Raw genomic sequence first — 17,104 nt, forward strand, 5'->3', positions numbered from 1 at the left:
CAAGAGATCAGAATCGATACAGAGAGGGAACCTCGTCCTCTTGTGCATCAATATACGCCGCAACAGAATAAGTAATAGGCATGCTAAATAATGCGCCGATTGCCAGGCAACATGCGACACCAAAAGAAACCATTAACATTTGCGGTAAAATTGGCAGTATCGTGGAAAAGATAATACATGCCGCTAGCCCCAAGATATAATCCTCAGGTTCAGGCTCAGGACCAATAAACGCTTCTGTAATTAGTGTATAAGGGCCTCTAGCTATATGACCACAGGTAGAGAAAAAAGAGCCATAAAATTCAGTTAATGTACTAGTTGCTGACATAACTATGTTCCTAACAGATCGTATTGTTCTATGTTTTATAAAGCTGAATGCTACACTAAAAGCATTAAGGTAATATTAAGAAATGAAAATCTTGACAGAGTTTTCTTCCCCCCTTTAGTATTAGCTTGAAAAAATACTTCTTTATAAAAGGATTAGGGATGAAAAAGAGGGTAGTCATAACCGGAATGGAAATAACATCTTCCATAGGAACAGGGCTGAATACATTTTGGAATGCAGCAAGCCAGGGCCAATGTGGAATTAAACGTATCCAAAGCTTCGACCCATCTCCCTACCCTACACAAATGGGAGGAGAAATCACCGATTTTAATCTAGATGAGCTGCCCCAATTTAATAAAAGCAAACGCTATCCTCGTTCCGCTCAATATGCTTTATATTGCGCCCATCATGCAATTGCTCAAGCAGGCTTAAGTGCTAATGAATTATTTAACGCCGGCACCTATATCGGCACCAGCATGGGTGGACAGTCTGAAGCCGAAGAAGTGTATAAGGCGATTTACCTTGAGGGATGGAAAAAAATGCCCGCCCTTTCCGTCTTACGCACTATGCCCAATTCAATTGCAAATTATATTGCGATTGAATTTGGTATTGGAGGGGCTAACTCAACGATTTCCAATGCGTGTATTTCTTCTGCTGAAGCAATAGGAGCAGCCTATCAACAAATAACTAACGGCCGATTATCTACCGCTATTTGTGGAGGAACGGAATCATTTATCTGGGAATCAATTCTTGCTGCCTGGTGTAAATTAAGAGTGATGTCCACTAAAAACGAAACGCCTGAAAAAGCGTGTAGCCCATTTGATCTTAATCGAGATGGAATGGTTATTGCCGATGGGGCAGGGATTTTAATTCTTGAGGAATTGCAGCAAGCGAAAGCTCGCGGTGCTAAAATTTATGCGGAAATTATCGGGTTTGGAGCCAGCTGCGATGCGTTTCATGTGACTGCTCCCAATTCCCAAGGGCAACAACGCGCCATTTTTTCAGCCTTAGACGATGCCCGCTTATCAGCAAATGATATTCACTATATCAATGCCCATGGCACAGGCACCCCACTCAATGACAGTATCGAAACAGAAACGATTAAAGCTGTTTTTGGCCAGCGGGCCGATGAAATTCCGATAACCGCACAAAAATCGATGACAGGACATGCGATTGGCGCTGCTGGTGCCATGGAAATTATAGCCACCACGCTTAGTTTACAAAATAATCTATTGCTACCAACAATCAATCTGGACACCCCTGATCCTGCTTGTGATTTAGATTATGTAGCCAATAACGCACGTCCAAAAATGATTGATATAGCCTTATCGAATCATTTTGCCTTCGGTGGAGCAAATGCAGCTTTGGTGTTAAGTAAGTATTTTTAGAGACAGGCCATTAAGTTAAAGAAATTTTGCAATGACTTGTAGCAACTGCCCTGAATTTTAATTCAAGACAGTTTCTACAACTTATAAATATAAGATACAGTTGAAAGTAGTAAGGCTAGGCTATGCTTAATAATTTCATAAACGTAGACATGTGCCAATAATTTATATTAAGGCACAACCAACATATCCGTCGAATTAACACGCACCAAACGCTCACTCACCCGCCCCATCAATGCATAATACAATGCTGAGTGACCTCGCGCGCCAAATACCACCAAATGGGCACCCCAGTCTGTAGCAAACTGCGGAATGTCATTGGCTGGATAACCTCCAATAAATTTTACGGAAAAACGAGCTGGATCCACTGCACAATCTGCCAAGAATTTAGTTAATTTATCTTGCAATGAATCATGCATATGCGGCTTAACCATTTTGTCATACCAAACATCAGCGACATGCAATACTAAAAATTCAGCCTGCGGATACGCTTTATAAGCAACTTCAATTGCTTTTTTACTGGAATCAGAAAAATCCGTGCATACTAAAATGCGAGCATATGGCCCTCCAGGTGGCTGGCGTACTAAATGTACTGGAATAGAGGATTGCTTAAGCACCGCTTCAGAATTTGTGCCTAAAATAAAATCATTTAAATAGTAAGTTCCATGCGCCCCCATAAAGACAGTATCAATAGCATTATCCTGAATAAACTTCATGATTTCATCGGGGACACGGCCATCAAGTACCGTAAAGTGCATTGAGTATGGAGATACGAGCTGTTTTAGCTCCTGCTCATGAGCCTCCTCTGCTTTGTGAACCCAATCTTGCTGTACTGCCTCACTTCCATCCATCCAGCCTTGATTGATCACATGCACGCAATTCAGTTCGCCCTGAACCGAACTGGTGAATTGAACTGCACGTTGCATCGCATAGAGTGAATGCGCCGAGAAATCTGTAGTGACTAATATCCGTTTAAACACAGGAGTATCCTCAAAAAAAGTCCATACATAAGAGTATAGGATTTCTTAATGCATATTGGCAATATTAGCCCAATTTGTAAAATTACCACCACAAAACAACAGGAGTGTAAAATGGGAAAATTAATCCGCTTGGAACAACCCCATATCACCCGGCTTGGGAACAATTGATAAATAACCAAGCACCTAGCTCTCTTCCAGGAATAAATAGCGTTAAAGATTTGATTGTTATTTATACTATAATAAATAACAAAACCTAGGCGTATTATTTATCCCTGGAAGGAGCATCTTGTGAAACGATTTCGTAATATCCTCTTTGTGAGTAATGGTATTAAAAATGAAACCGAAGCCTTAGCTGAGGCAATACGATTAGCGGAGCATGATCAGGCCTGCTTAGGAATGCTTATTGTCTGCCCTCCATTTTCTTCTGACTTCGAACAATATAAAGACTCATATGAAACCTTTTTAAAAGAACAGGCTCGAAAAATGATTACCGAAGCCCAAATAAACCTAACCAAGAAAAAAAACATCGAAGTAGCTATTGTATGGGAAAAAACTCCCAGTCTGGCCATTATTCAACAGGTTATCCGCCAATCTCATGATTTAGTCGTTAAAGCCGCTGAAGATAATGGCGGTAAGGGATTTAAAGCCTTAGATATGACGCTATTACGCAAATGTCCCTGCACTTTATTTCTACATCGGCCATTAAAACACCCTAAGGCAGTTCAAATCGCCGTAGCGATTGCCCCTGAGAATACAGAAACATCGGAACAGGATCTAGCGTCTAATCTATTAAAATTGGCTCAACATTTAGCCAAATTCTACCCTGGAAAGTCGAACATTTTGTCCTGCTGGGAATTCGCCTTAGAGGGATTTTTACGCAATAGTGCCTGGATTGATATGTCCGCAGACGCGATTGAAGAGATGGTGCAACAGGAAGGTAATAACAATTATATGAACTTGCATAAGTTAATTAAACAAGCCAAGCTGCAAGAAAATCCAACGATTTATCATTTAAAAGGCGATCCGACAGAACTTATACCAACTTGGATTACCGAAAAAGAGATTGATGTATTAGTAATGGGCACTGTAGCACGAGCAGGAATTGCTGGATTCATTATTGGAAATACTGCGGAAAATATTTTGCAAAAGCTTGATTGCTCCTTGTGGGCGATGAAACCCCAGGGTTTTGTTTCTCCAGTGAAAGCATATTAAAAATGTTGAGTATATTATTTTGCATAAGCCGAACGAGCGTTAAAGCCAGCATCACTGTTTGAAGCTGGCTCGCCCCCCATTATCTTCCATATCCATTTGGCGGGTAATTGAACTGTTCGGTACAATATTGGCGATGTCTAAAGATGACTTTTTGGCTTTAACGAAAAAACGTTGTTGCTCATCATAACCAACACTTATTTCTGAATCCAGGCTAACCCCTACATCAATTCATAAATCAAGAGGGATTCTATTGAACACCTTGGCCTCAATAAAATAAGATGGATATTAATTACAAATCTTGAAAAATTTAAAATGTCTACTTATTAAAAGGATCATTTATCATGGGCTATTTTTCTTTTATCACTACTCCTATAACCCAAATTTATCATGGCACGTTAGAATTGTTAGGCGACGTATCAATGCAAGTCGTCAATTTTGGCCGTTCTTATATTTTCGGTGACTTGCCAGAATTAGTTTGGCACGGCTTTAATCGTGATTGGATCTTGGATGAATGTTATCGTCGTATGAAAAATACCCCCGAACGAGTAGGCAAACTGGTCGTTGGTCCCTATTGGGCACCCAACTATCAATTAGCCACCTTAGTTATGGCTCCCGTTCCAATAATAGCCAGTTATGGAGAAAACCCTGTAGATCCACAAGCCCGGGAACCATTTCAAGTAATGGAAGCAGCCATCAAGAAAAAAACCATTGTTAACTTGTCGAGCAATGAAGCAATCCAAGAGCGTACGAAAATAAAATCACACTTAAACATTACCGAACGGGTCAATACCGAAACTCTAAAATTGATTAAACAGCAATGTGCTAACTGGCAAGCAGATGTGGATATAGAAACTCAAATCAGCTTAGTCTGCACCAATATTATTGGCGGCACGGTCTTTGGTCTTAAACCGGTCTCTCTTGCAGACATTCCTACTCTAAAATCCATGAGTGAAAAAATAGTACATAGTAAACCAGGTAAAGCAGATTTTGAGCAGGCAAGTGAGGAGTTGCTCTCTCTATCAAGCAAACTTATTTCCCGATCATTTAATACCATTATTGGACAAAAACAGTACATTTATGACCAAGTAGCCCCTGAAAAGCCAGAGGATAACCATTTTTTAAATCTATCTCCAAGGCAACAAATGCAAATCCTGCAAGATACACATGGTGGTGCCGCCCTGATCGTGGAGAGTAATTTATCTGCTTTATGTACCATTGCTTTAGCAAAAATAATTGAAAACCCACAAATTAAAGAACGCTTAGTTAGCGAAATAAATACTCTATCAGAGCTTAGTGATTTTAAGGCACTCGATAAACTACCCTATTTAGATGCCGTATATGCCGAGGCCTTACGTTTTGTCTCGCCAACTGCAGTCATTGCACGTAAAACTGGCAGCAGTACCTTATTAGAAAAGGTAGTCGGCAACGATAATATAGAACGAAATATCCCTGTCCCTAAAGGCAGTTATCTATTTAGCGCCATCAGACGAGAACATCTTGACCCAGACTTTTGGGCTAACCCTAATGAATTTACACCTGAACGTTTTACACATAGAGTGCCTCATTTTAGTGGCCCGCATTTTTTCCCCTTTTCCTCTGGTCCGCGCTCCTGTCCTGCCGGCGGGCTTTTTGTTAATGTAGTATTTAAAACGTTAATTGCATTTGTCCTGAAAAATTATACATTAACGCTTGATAATGCCGTGGAAGACATCCCCGCCAATGCATTGCATCCACGCTGGGCGAATAAATATTATGTGACGCAATTTCAAGAAAATGCAGCATGGTCGTCATTGCCCCCCCAAGAACCATCAGTTCCCGGGGTAAACTGACCAGGCGACTAAAACGGCAAGGCTAGTAAGGGATTGATAGCATTGATTAATTTGCCAAACATCCATTTAATATCTTGCAGAGCCTCATAAGTTTTGGCTTCAAAACGGACGGTTAAATAAGGCCCTGTATTTGATGGACGAATAAGCCCCCAAGCATTGGTTAGATTTGCTCTTAACCCATCAATATGCACTAATTCCCCAGATAAATAATCTGGGGCTTGCAGAACTATTTGCTGCATGAATTGAGTTTTTAATCCCTCAGTAATGCCAATTTTTAATTCGCCAGTGCTTAATGACTTAGGAAATTGCTCGAAAAATTGATGGCTATCTTTAGTTTGCTCACTCAACATTTCTAACACTCGTGCCGCGGCATAAAGCCCGTCATCATGCGCTAACCAACGATCGCTAAAATAAAAATGACCACAATATTCACCGCCAATAGCGGCTCGATGCTCACTCATCGTTGCCATAATATGTGCCATACCGGTTTTTGCCATAATGGCACGACCATTATGAGCACTTAAATAATCCTGCAAATGACGGGTACATTTAACATCAAAAACAATTGCTGGTTTCGCTATTTTTTTTAGTAGTGCATCAGCAAATGCTAAAAGCAAATAATCCGAAGCAATGACGCAACCGTTTTGATCAACAACACTCAGACGATCGCCATCCCCGTCAAAAGCAAGCCCCAAATTTGCTTGTTGTGTTTGAACTGCCCGGCGTAGGCCACTTAAGTTTTCCTCTGCAGATGCTGCTGATTGTTCCTCAGTATTATGAGGAATAACCTCACAACCTAAAGCAATTAATAATTGAGGGGCTAGACGACATGCAACCCCATTGCCACCACCGATAACCACTCTTAATGGCTTAATCGCTCTTAAACTTGCTTTAACCATACGAATATACTTATTAATCACTTGCTCTTCAGGATACTCCACCACTCGTGCTCGCCCCGAATCATCAATCAAGAATCGTTGCTCCATAATGCGTTGATGCAATAAACGTAATCGCTCGCCATGGTAGTTTTGTTTGCCTAAAATGATTTTCAACCCATTATAAACCGCAGGGTTATGGCTTGCGGTTATCATTAATCCTGACTGACACTGCAAATCATGCATTGCAAAATAAAGTACTGGTGTGGGTAAACAACCAATATCAATAACATTTGTTCCAGTGAATAATAAGCCTTTAATCAAGGCATCCGCGAACATATTACTACTAGGCCGACTGTCTCGACACAGCAACAGCGTGTGTAATCCATATAGTTCTTGTAATTCACTACCAATAGCAACGCCTAAGGTATAATAAGTATTTTCATTCAAATCTTCGCCAATTGGATTGCGAATATCATACTCTTTAAAAATGGTTATAGGCGGTTTTATTAGATAGGACTTACTCATAATTTAGCTCCACTAGCTTAGCTAAATTGCCATACACTCAATGATTTATAACGATGTCCTTATCTGAAAAAATCACCCTGTAAGATGACAAATAGTTTCACGACCATAGATTTACGCATATTGATTTAAGCTATACGCCAACTATATCCCCAAAACAAAGTGCTCGATAATTAAACAGTGTAGCCGATGAATAAATAGAATGCGAATTCATTTTATGATTTTTATTAAAAAGGAAAGGTATGATTTAAAAAAACCTGGACAAGTTAATAATAGGCCAGGTTTATTAGTGAAAATTTAGCTAAGGTACGTGCCTTCACCAATTCGCTCAGCCTCTACACCAGAAGCAAATATCTCTTCATTTACCGCCGCTGCGGGTTGAAAAAATTTATAGTGTTTGGCCAAAGAACTATCAGGTGCAACATAACCATATTTATTTGAAATAGATAATAGCTCAGGAACATTTTGTTTCAAGTAAGCTTGTAAAACAATATTTTGTGTTAAGACAGCAAAATGCCACGCGGTATTACCGTGATTATCTGTATCTTTTAATCGCTCAACTCCATGAACTCCAGCGAGCGCTACCATCTCATTAAAATTACCCAGTCTGGCAGCTATTAATATTGGTGTTTCGCCATATTGATTCCGCCCTGGGCTCTCGGGTGAACGAATAAAAGCCCTCTCAACTTGCCTTTGATCTAAATAATTTTGAAGATCGTGAATAGCCTCTAAAGCAAGAGCATTCAAATCATGCTGTACTTTTGTTGTGAATTTTGTAGGATAGCGCTGTAATAACCATTTTTCTATTTGCTCAATTGAATCAACACCTACCGGATAATAATTAGCGAAGGAGTCGCCCAAATAGGCATTATGCTTTTCATTTTCTGAGCAAGGTTCCAAAAGTCGAGCAATAACCGCATAGAAATAAGTTTTATACAGATCCCCATCCTTTAAGTATAAAATATCGTACCGCTCAGCCACATCATCTATTTCTCGAGCCCCATTTATTTTCAAGCCCATTAAATGAAAAGAAAAACTGGAGGCCAATAAATAGCCAGGAGTACCATGATGCCTTATCTCATTAAGCACTAATTCTTCATAATGAGTTAAATCCTCAGCAGCAATGTTGGGGGCCTCCTGCAGTGAGCGTAACAGAAATTGAATCCCTAAATGAAGGGCATACAATGAATGATATGTTGTCGCCAATTCAAAAAACTGCTCATACGATGGCACCAGCTCCTCTCCTGCCAATTGAATCGCCAGGATATACCCCATAAGAAAATCCAACGAGGCGACATTTTTTTGCTTTTTAAATGCAAAAGAAGAATTATCTGTTGCTATGGGCAAATTGGTCAGCTCCTTATCCCAGTAAGGAGCATAACGCGGGTGTTTTAGCTCGGTATATAAATGCTCATTCTCAGCAAGTAAATTAATTAAATCGATTAAGGTAAAACTATTGAGGTAGTCTATTAATTTTTCCTCTTCGGATTTGTTATTACCACTGCTTGCATTTCGCAATAATACATCTAATTTACTCGCCTTCATTTCAACATTATTCATATACTAATCCTAAGCATTAAGCGATGCTGTTCCTTGAGTTGGAATTTGCTCCGCTATTTCACTATTATTGTCAACTGCATCTTCTATAACTAAAGCCTCTTGAGTCGACTTCCATATTTGTTGCTCATTAAAGAAAACATGACGATTTGCTTGCATACTAAGCCCATGAATCCCACTGAAACGGTTAGGTTTTTGTGGGCTCAAGGGTACCACCCTATCAACAAGCTGCTGAGTAGGCTGTTCCTGCCCATCTAAAACAAAAGCCTGTTGCAGATTTAAAACCCCATTTTGTAAAGTAAATCGCTCTGTTAACAACTTTTGTGCCGCGACAACCGTCTTGTAATTTGCCGACTCAGTCAAGTCATGCGCATATTTTTGCTGATTTTCTTCTCTTCCTATAATAGAGGGTAAAATATCATTTATAGGATCGCGCGCCATGGGCTTACGTTTGTAACTTGACTCGACTTTCTTTTTCTTATCCCATTCTTTTGCCCCCTGATGAAGGCCATACTTATTGTTACCTAAATCAACAGCTTCACCATAGATACCTTTTTCATGATCTTTAACAGAATGCGGGTAATAATCATGGTCCGTAACGGTTCCCCATTTAGTATAAATAACACCTACATCTAAGACACTTATAATCGCCGAACCATTGTTACGCATGCCCATATCATCCATACGGCAAACGTATTTGCTTCTATTTTTTAATTCCGCAAGTTCATGAAGTTCACACCAGGGATGAATCTCAATATAAGGGTTATGTAACTTATTCTCGACTTCTTTTTCGAGCGCCACTTTCGCTTTTTTCCAATAATTTTGTTTTTGCTTGTTATCCATGGTCTTATAATCAATGGAAGATTGTTGAAGTTCCTTCTGATATCTTTTTAAATTCTCCAAACCATAGCGCTCTGCAAAAAATTGTTCCATTAAGTTCGTATCTTGGGGATCGCCGCTAATAATAACAACTCCCTTAAAATTATGTAAGCCTGAATCTGCTCTTTTCTTGAGCTCAATGCCAATTTTCAAGACCTCTTCAAAGCCTTTTCCGGGTCTAATCGTACCAAAACTAAGAATATTGGGTTCTTTTTGAATCACTTCTTTTGGTGTTAATAATGAAGTGCCGCTAAGCTCTTGGGATGCAACCGTTAGTCCAGCTTTATCTTTTAAATTATAAGGAGTTATCGCCCAATGATGCTCTTCCTTACGCTCTCTATCTAAGTCGCCATTTTGGGCTGCACATACCGCATTGTGTCTATCTTTTTCGTTAAAAAATAGTACGGAATCCGCATTACGCAGTAAATCATGGAGCATTTTTTGTAAAAAACGTCGCGTATAATTTTGTTTGTATTCATGTACCGTAATGTTGACTCTAATCCCCGCCTGTTGAAATATCTCGATATCCGCTGGCATAAAAAATGCGCCGGTATCTGGTGTTCGAATGTGGATATCAACACCTAATTTCTTGCCTTCACCAAGCTTTATCATCGTTTCGGCTAATTGGTTAATAATGTTTTTTCTATCTTCATCTTCTTTTGCAATTTCCAAAACTTTATAAAACTCTGCAGTGCCATCAGGTTTTGTTTGCTCGCGTTTGCCAACCTTCTGCGTGCTAAAATCATAAAATGATTCACGAATTCCCGAAAGTTGCTCTAGAGCAGCAACTAACTCGCCCTTATCATAGCGTGGCGCTTCAAATGCCGCCTGCAAACTAGTAAGTAACAACTCAGCCTCTCCCAGCTCATTAAGCCGAGCCTTGAATGCTTTTGCTTTTTTTACCGCAAGGTTCCATTCTTTGAGAATAGCGATTAAACACGCCTCAGGTTTGGTACTGTCTTCAAAAGTTTTTTTACTTATAGAAACCGATACTCCGTATTGTTGCGAACATTGAATCATTTGCTCAAATAAATCAACTGCCTTTTCTTTATTGGTTCGTTGTTTAGGTGTACTATTTTCATTTGTGGAATCCACAAGCGGAGGTTCATTTACATTTGGTTCCGAGCTCGACGTGGAAATTAAAAGACGGTAAGTGTCGCTTTTATATTGAGTAATCTGTGTAAGCCCCTTGTTCAACTCTTCCACCGTTTTTCCAGAAGAATCCGTCTTATGTTCAGCTATTTGCTCAGATACTAATGCAAGCCGCTCAACTACATCCTCACGCCCAAAAATTATTTTTTGCGTGCCACTCATAAAACCAATACGTAACAACTCATTATTAGCCCCGAGTATAACTTGCGGTGTACGTAAAGTAATTTTACGCTCAATGCAATGAATTGCTTCCTTTAGTTTCTCATTCGTCTCACAAGAATAACCACTTAATACCGTATGTTCATTAGCCACAGGTTGCAGTACAGTGACTGTAGGGATCGAATTTGTAGGAATAGGTTGGAGTCCTGGAGTACATGGAATCGAATAATGCTCATCCTTTTGTTTTAACCAAATACAGGGTGTTGACGAATGTTGTGAAAATCCCTTAACCAACGATTTTGCATATTGCCCATCGCCAGTACGAGCATCTTCATCAAAGGGGGCCGTTAGCAGAAAAATCATATCAGGCGCATTAATATCCAAAAGCTTTAAAATCTGCTCTACATTTTCCTTTATATCCGCGCAAAAAGATGACTGTGTTAAAAGTTCGGTATTATCAATAATGTCTAATTGCAGCAACAAGCTGTGCACATCTGCTGTCAGCTTCGAGGATTCTTTAATTGCCGTTTTAAATTGCTTTAAAGCATCAAGAACTACATTCACATGAAACGCAGCACTGTTTTCATCAGCCTGCTCTAATTTATGCAACGCCCCCAATAAAACCGTCGATATACGAAATATTTTTTTCCTGTTCATGATAACCACTATAAATTTAAAAATTAGACAAATTATACAAAATGATTATTAAGCGATCATTAAGAGATCACAAAGAGAGCGATTAATTTTGCGCAAATTAATACTGTGTAGAGGCGCAATAAGCTTTTTCAGCACAGACTCGAAAAGACACCATAAGGAGTATATAATCAGCCAATTTTGCAAATTTTAGAGGCCAATAAAATGAATGCTTCGCTTTATGAGATAGCACGTTTAGTACAAGGGACCGTCATCGGCGATGATTCTATTCGGATTTCAGCATTATCCCCTATTGATGATATTACACCTGGGACACTGGCTTTTGCTGACAGTACTGACAACCTAAAAATTGTAGAGGCATCACCTGCTGCAGCAATTTTAGTAGCTCAAGGTATGGAAAGTACGGAAAAACCTGTAATCCAAGTAGCTCACCCACTTAAAGCATTTATTTCTCTTCTCCATCACTTGCACCCAGCTCCGAAAATCCAACCAGGTATTCATCCGACAGCAGTTATTGGTGAGGGCGTGCAATTGGGAGCAGATGTCTATGTTGGCCCCTATGTGAACATTGAAGCCGGTAGTGTTATCGGCGATCAGTGCGTCCTCAAAAGCCACATATATATCGGCCATGACGTCACCATTGGTGCGAATACAACCATTCATCCCCATGTCACCGTGTACGATCACTGTCAAATCGGTTCGCGAGTTATTATTCATGCATCCACCGTTATTGGTTCTGATGGCTTTGGATATACTTTTGTTGATGGCAAGCACTTAAAAGTGCCTCATGTAGGTAAAGTGGTTATTCATGATGATGTGGAAATTGGTGCGAATACCGCTATAGATCGCGCGACCATGGGGGCTACCGTTATTGGAGAAGGGACAAAGATTGATAATTTAGTGCAAGTTGCCCATTCAGTAAAATTAGGCAAGCATAATATTCTTTGTGGTTTTACCGGCATTGCGGGTAGTTGTACCACAGGAAACCATGTGATTTTTGCAGCAAACGTAGGCGTCAGTGATCACGTTACCATTGGCGATGGTGTTGTTTTAGGAGCTCGCTCCGGTGTGGCACCGAAAAAAGAGCTCAAAGCTGGAATGGTCTATTTCGGTAACCCTGCGCGCCCCAAAGATATTGCCATAAAACATGAGCTGGCCGTTAACCGAATTCCATTAATACGTAAAAACATAAAAACCCTTTCGGAACAAGTTGCCACTCTGAGCGCACAACTATCCAAGCTAGAGGTAGAGTAAATAATGAAGGCACCATTAATTCTCATCGATGGCTCATCCTATTTTTTTCGGGCATTTCATGCACTTCCCCCTTTAACCAACTCCAAAGGCCAACCCACAGGGGCGGTCTATGGAGTTGCAAACATGATCAAAAAACTGATTAAAGATTATCAGCCAGAAGAACTCGCAGTAGTCTTTGATGCCAAGGGAAAAACATTCCGCGATGAATGGTATCCGGAATATAAAGCCCATCGCCCTCCTATGCCTCAAGAATTAAGCTCGCAATTTCAACCATTAATTCAATTATTAGAAGCAATGGGATTACCCCTGCTGATTGTTGACGGGGTAGAAGCAGATGATGTGATTGGCACGCTCGCCAGGCAAGCCACTGAACAAGGAATTCCTGTAGTAATTTCTACTGGGGATAAAGACATGGCTCAATTGGTTAATGAGCATATTAGCCTGATTAATACCATGAACAATTCCAGTATGGACATTGCCGGGGTTAAAGAAAAATTTGGGGTGACACCAGAACAAATCATTGATTATCTTGCCCTAGTAGGAGACACCTCCGATAATATTCCTGGAGTGACTAAATGCGGCCCTAAAACCGCAGTGAAATGGCTAACTGAATATCAAACCCTAGATAACCTGGTGGCGAACGCAGCACAAATCACTGGAAAAATTGGGGAATATTTACGTGCAAGCATTCCCCAACTGCCCTTATCGAAAAAACTGGTGACCATTAAAACCGATTTAGAGTTACCCTTAAACATCCATGAATTAAAGCCGAAGACGGTAAGCAAAGAGTCACTCATTGCACTAATTCGTGATCTTGAATTCAAGAACTGGCTAAAAGAACTTTTAGAACCTAAAGAACGCCAGCCAGAGCATGCAGCAGAAACGAGTGTCATCGCTACAACTTATGAGCTAGTAACCAGCAAAGAGCAACTCGCTCCATGGATACAACAGTTGGAACAATGCCACGAATTTTGTATCGATACTGAGACAACCGATATTGATATTATGAAGGCAGAAATTGTTGGCATATCACTAGCTATTGAACCGCAAAAAGCCGCCTATATCCCCTTTACCCACACAGATGGCAGCCCACAATTAAACCGAGAAGACGTACTAGCCCAATTAAAACCTATTTTGGAAAATCCCAAAATTAAGAAAATCGGACAAAATATTAAGTATGATTACTCCGTGTTAAAAAATCACGGCATTAATCTGCAAGGCATCGCATACGACACTATGCTTGAATCCTATGTTTTAAATAGTAGTGCCGGTCGTCATGACATGGACTCCTTATCCTTAAAATATCTAGGCCATAAAACCATTACCTTTGAAGAACTTGCAGGCAAAGGCGCAAAGCAATTACGTTTTGACCAAATCCCTGTTGATAAAGCCGGCGTTTATGCCGCAGAAGATGCCGATGTCACGCTCCAGTTACACCATAAGTTATTCCCTATGATGGAAGCGCCATTGCAAGAGGTATTTAATCGCATTGAAATGCCCCTGGTGACCGTGCTTGCTGATATGGAGTTGCAAGGTGTGCTGATCGATGCCGTGACTTTAGAGCACCATGGCAAGCGCCTGAAAGAACGCATTCAAGAGCTTGAGACCGAGGCGTTACAGCTGGCAGGAAAACCCTTTAATTTGAACTCGCCCAAACAATTACAAGAGATCTTGTTTGATGAGCAAAAGCTGCCTGTGATTGCCAAAACCCCTACAGGCCAACCCTCAACTGCTGAGTCAGTTTTGCAAGAGCTCGCTTTTGATTATCGCTTGGCCGCCGTTATTTTAGAATACCGCGGATTAAGCAAATTGGTTTCTACCTACATTGATGCCTTGCCGAAAAAGATTAGTGCCGGAACTGGCAGAGTACATACGTCTTATAATCAGGCAGTGGCTGCAACTGGGCGCCTGTCCTCAAGTGAGCCTAATTTACAGAATATTCCTATCCGCAATGAAGAAGGCCGCCTAATTCGCACCGCATTTATTGCCCCCCCTGAACACCTCATTTTAGCAGCAGATTACTCACAAATTGAGTTACGTATCATGGCGCATTTATCTCAAGATGATAACTTGCTTACCGCCTTTGCCAATGGCTGGGATATTCATACGGCAACTGCTGCAGAAATTTTCCAAGTACCACGCGATGAGGTAAGCTCGGAGTATCGTCGCCGAGCCAAAGCGGTGAACTTTGGCTTGATTTATGGCATGTCTGCTTTTGGATTGGCTAAACAAATTGGTGTAGATCGTCAAGATGCACAGCGCTACATCGATACTTATTTTCATCGCTATCCCAAAGTTTTAGAGTATATGAATCGTACCCGCCAACAGGCTCATCAAAATGGCTATGTGGAAACCCTATTCGGACGACGACTGTATTTACCAGAGATTAATACGCGTAATATGATGCGCCAAAAGGCGGCTGAACGTACCGCGATTAATGCGCCGATGCAAGGTACTGCAGCGGACATTATTAAAAAAGCAATGATTTCCATTGCTGACTGGCAAAACAATCAAGTAAATCCGCCTGCCAGAATGATTATGCAAGTGCATGATGAATTGGTTTTTGAAGTAGCGAAGCAAGAAGTTGAATCATGTGCACAGAAAATTCGTCACTTGATGGAGCATGCAGTGCAACTTTCCGTTCCTTTGCTGGTATCCATTGGCACTGGAGAAAATTGGGATGCGGCTCATTAAAGATGGGCATGGTACATGGAGCCTGATACTAGGCTCCTTCACTTTGTTCACAATAGCGGCAAACAAGCGAGCCACTTCTTAATGTAGGTTCGCGCGGAGCCAATATGTGTGTGAAGTTGGAGCTTCGTTGTTGGGCTTCGTTACACTCAGCGCCAACCTACATCCATGCAAAAGTAGCGTTGCTGGACCCGATTAGGCCTCGAGATCATGGGGGAGTAATCGTCTATTGGCACGGAAATACGTTATAGGTGAACACTCCAATAAATCAGATAACTTTTCCATATAAATGCATGCGAAGCGATCTACCTGATAGGCAAAATAACTTTCTTCAGCCCCCGCTCGGAAGATTCGCTCCCACTTAGGATTGAAAAAGGCTTGTTGCTCTTTGATTAATTTGGTCAATTGCGCGTCCAGATGACTGATTTTTGTCTGTAATTCTTGCAGCTCATTCTGATATATAGTAGAACCTTCATCAATACTTTGTGTATGTAAGAGCACATAATTGGACTCTAGATCCTTTTTCACGTCCATCGTTTCACTAATTTGTCGTTCGATAGGCATAGCCCGTTTTTGAGCATCAATCTCTTCACCTAACTCTTCGACAACCAAGGCCGTACGCCAATTACAATCTTTTTTCAGACGTAGAATATCACCATAGATATGATCACCAATGTACAGGATCTCATCCCCTCGCACCCGTAAATCATCAGTAAATTTCTTCGCATTACCTCCCTGGTAAACTCCTGGGACAATGGGGCCGATGAGATTATGCATGGCACCATTAGCTTGATTTACGGCTAAAAAGCGCAAATTATCGTAAAAAAAACGGGGTTTATTAGCTAAAGTAATCACAAACTCAAATAAATCTGCCCAACTTTCTCCCTTCTCAAGAAACGGGGTGATTGCATAATCTAAAAGAAGTTTAGTATATGAATATTCAGAGTTAGTTAGTATGAATATTCTTTTGCCATGATGAATGAAGTGTTTTAAACCATCCACCAAAGCGCGATCTTTAATTACGTAGGTAGACAGGTTTTTGCTGATAATCGATTTCAAGCTGCCATCCGAATGTACCTTGTCCACGCACGCTTGCACATCCTGAGCTATTTCTTGATAGTTCGGCATACTATCGCCCAAGGTATCTTTAAGCTCCACTAATTGCCCATAGAGGACACAAAAGGCAATAGAAAACGAAGTGTCGATTGCCATATAGTTTGGATCGCCTAAATCCACATAGGTACTGCGATAAATTTTCTGTTGCTCGACAAAATCAATTAATTTAGTTCCATGGAAACTTTGTCTAATGGCCCCATAACGGCTTAGTTTTAAAATATTACCGTTTTTACGATCCACTACTAAACCACGAATAGCATCATGATAATTAAAATTTAACTTCTTAATTGCGTCTGGATAATGTTTTGTTTCCACTAATTGTTCTTTAACTAACTGGTACACAAGAGACTCAAAATTCTCTGAGTGATAACGAATCAAGGTATGGTCCATGTCCAGACCAATTAATTTGATTTTTTTCATATTGAGGATTCGATTTACAAAAACTTTGCACTTACCCATGATTCTAAAACCTAGTTAGTTAAATTTTTTAAAACTCATTCTTGTATATTTATGT

At 40.5% G+C, this 17,104-nt stretch carries 11 protein-coding genes; 5 read left to right on the plus strand and 6 right to left on the minus strand.

The features are described from left to right. Positions 1 to 7: 7 nt before the first annotated feature. Positions 8 to 325, minus strand: a complete 318-nt coding sequence (locus J2N86_RS12960) for a hypothetical protein (protein WP_252579871.1) — start codon at positions 323 to 325, stop codon at positions 8 to 10. Positions 326 to 483: 158 nt separating this feature from the next. Between J2N86_RS12960 and J2N86_RS12965 the strand changes: the two genes are divergently transcribed. Next, positions 484 to 1,710: a beta-ketoacyl-[acyl-carrier-protein] synthase family protein gene (locus J2N86_RS12965; RefSeq protein WP_252579872.1), complete on the plus strand. Its 1,227-nt coding sequence runs from the start codon at positions 484 to 486 to the stop codon at positions 1,708 to 1,710. Positions 1,711 to 1,877: 167 nt separating this feature from the next. Here J2N86_RS12965 and J2N86_RS12970 read toward each other — a convergent pair whose 3' ends face one another. After that, positions 1,878 to 2,687 carry a universal stress protein gene (locus J2N86_RS12970; RefSeq protein WP_252579873.1) on the minus strand — a complete coding sequence of 270 codons (810 nt, stop codon included), beginning with the start codon at positions 2,685 to 2,687 and terminating at the stop codon, positions 1,878 to 1,880. Between the two features lie 288 nt (positions 2,688 to 2,975). Between J2N86_RS12970 and J2N86_RS12975 the strand changes: the two genes are divergently transcribed. Together J2N86_RS12975 and J2N86_RS12980 are read left to right on the plus strand one after the other, a co-directional pair. Beyond that, positions 2,976 to 3,899 (plus strand): universal stress protein, encoded by a 924-nt coding sequence (locus tag J2N86_RS12975; protein WP_252579874.1) that lies wholly within the window; start codon positions 2,976 to 2,978, stop codon positions 3,897 to 3,899. Positions 3,900 to 4,240: 341 nt separating this feature from the next. Beyond that, entirely contained in the window at positions 4,241 to 5,728 is a 1,488-nt protein-coding gene (locus tag J2N86_RS12980; RefSeq protein WP_252579875.1) for a cytochrome P450, read from the plus strand. 8 nt (positions 5,729 to 5,736) lie between these two features. On the opposite strand, the gene J2N86_RS12985 is transcribed toward J2N86_RS12980, so the two are convergent. The 3 genes from J2N86_RS12985 to J2N86_RS12995 all read right to left on the minus strand — a co-directional run bounded on the left by J2N86_RS12985 (position 5,737) and on the right by J2N86_RS12995 (position 11,532). Next, the gene (locus tag J2N86_RS12985) at positions 5,737 to 7,131 is read right to left on the minus strand and encodes a phosphomannomutase/phosphoglucomutase (protein ID WP_252579876.1); all 1,395 of its coding nucleotides are present in this window, start codon (positions 7,129 to 7,131) and stop codon (positions 5,737 to 5,739) included. A gap of 294 nt (positions 7,132 to 7,425) precedes the next feature. Further along, positions 7,426 to 8,688, minus strand: a complete 1,263-nt coding sequence (locus J2N86_RS12990) for a DUF5630 domain-containing protein (protein WP_252579877.1) — start codon at positions 8,686 to 8,688, stop codon at positions 7,426 to 7,428. Positions 8,689 to 8,697: 9 nt separating this feature from the next. Further along, positions 8,698 to 11,532, minus strand: a complete 2,835-nt coding sequence (locus J2N86_RS12995) for a hypothetical protein (protein WP_252579878.1) — start codon at positions 11,530 to 11,532, stop codon at positions 8,698 to 8,700. 201 nt (positions 11,533 to 11,733) lie between these two features. On the opposite strand from J2N86_RS12995, the gene lpxD reads away from it, so the two are divergent. Further along, entirely contained in the window at positions 11,734 to 12,783 is a 1,050-nt protein-coding gene (gene lpxD, locus J2N86_RS13000; RefSeq protein ID WP_252579879.1) for a UDP-3-O-(3-hydroxymyristoyl)glucosamine N-acyltransferase, read from the plus strand. A 3-nt stretch (positions 12,784 to 12,786) separates the two neighbouring features. Beyond that, positions 12,787 to 15,477, plus strand: a complete 2,691-nt coding sequence (gene polA / locus J2N86_RS13005) for a DNA polymerase I (RefSeq protein ID WP_252579880.1) — start codon at positions 12,787 to 12,789, stop codon at positions 15,475 to 15,477. 192 nt (positions 15,478 to 15,669) lie between these two features. Here the strand turns inward: polA and J2N86_RS13010 are convergent, their stop codons facing one another. After that, positions 15,670 to 17,049, minus strand: coding sequence for an HAD-IG family 5'-nucleotidase (locus tag J2N86_RS13010; RefSeq protein WP_252579881.1), 1,380 nt, complete (start codon positions 17,047 to 17,049; stop codon positions 15,670 to 15,672). Positions 17,050 to 17,104: the final 55 nt, after the last annotated feature.

This window comes from Legionella lytica (assembly GCF_023921225.1).
Lineage (GTDB): Bacteria > Pseudomonadota > Gammaproteobacteria > Legionellales > Legionellaceae > Legionella > Legionella lytica.

Bases quoted from the DNA above. Each gene is read 5' to 3' on its own strand.
- J2N86_RS12960 (WP_252579871.1), bottom strand. From the start codon at position 325: ATGTCAGCAACTAGTACATTAACTGAATTTTATGGCTCTTTTTTCTCT.
- J2N86_RS12965 (WP_252579872.1), top strand. From the start codon at position 484: ATGAAAAAGAGGGTAGTCATAACCGGAATGGAAATAACATCTTCCATA.
- J2N86_RS12980 (WP_252579875.1), top strand. From the start codon at position 4,241: ATGGGCTATTTTTCTTTTATCACTACTCCTATAACCCAAATTTATCAT.
- J2N86_RS12985 (WP_252579876.1), bottom strand. From the start codon at position 7,131: ATGAGTAAGTCCTATCTAATAAAACCGCCTATAACCATTTTTAAAGAG.
- J2N86_RS12990 (WP_252579877.1), bottom strand. From the start codon at position 8,688: ATGAATAATGTTGAAATGAAGGCGAGTAAATTAGATGTATTATTGCGA.
- J2N86_RS12995 (WP_252579878.1), bottom strand. From the start codon at position 11,532: ATGAACAGGAAAAAAATATTTCGTATATCGACGGTTTTATTGGGGGCG.
- lpxD (WP_252579879.1), top strand. From the start codon at position 11,734: ATGAATGCTTCGCTTTATGAGATAGCACGTTTAGTACAAGGGACCGTC.
- polA (WP_252579880.1), top strand. From the start codon at position 12,787: ATGAAGGCACCATTAATTCTCATCGATGGCTCATCCTATTTTTTTCGG.
- J2N86_RS13010 (WP_252579881.1), bottom strand. From the start codon at position 17,049: ATGGGTAAGTGCAAAGTTTTTGTAAATCGAATCCTCAATATGAAAAAA.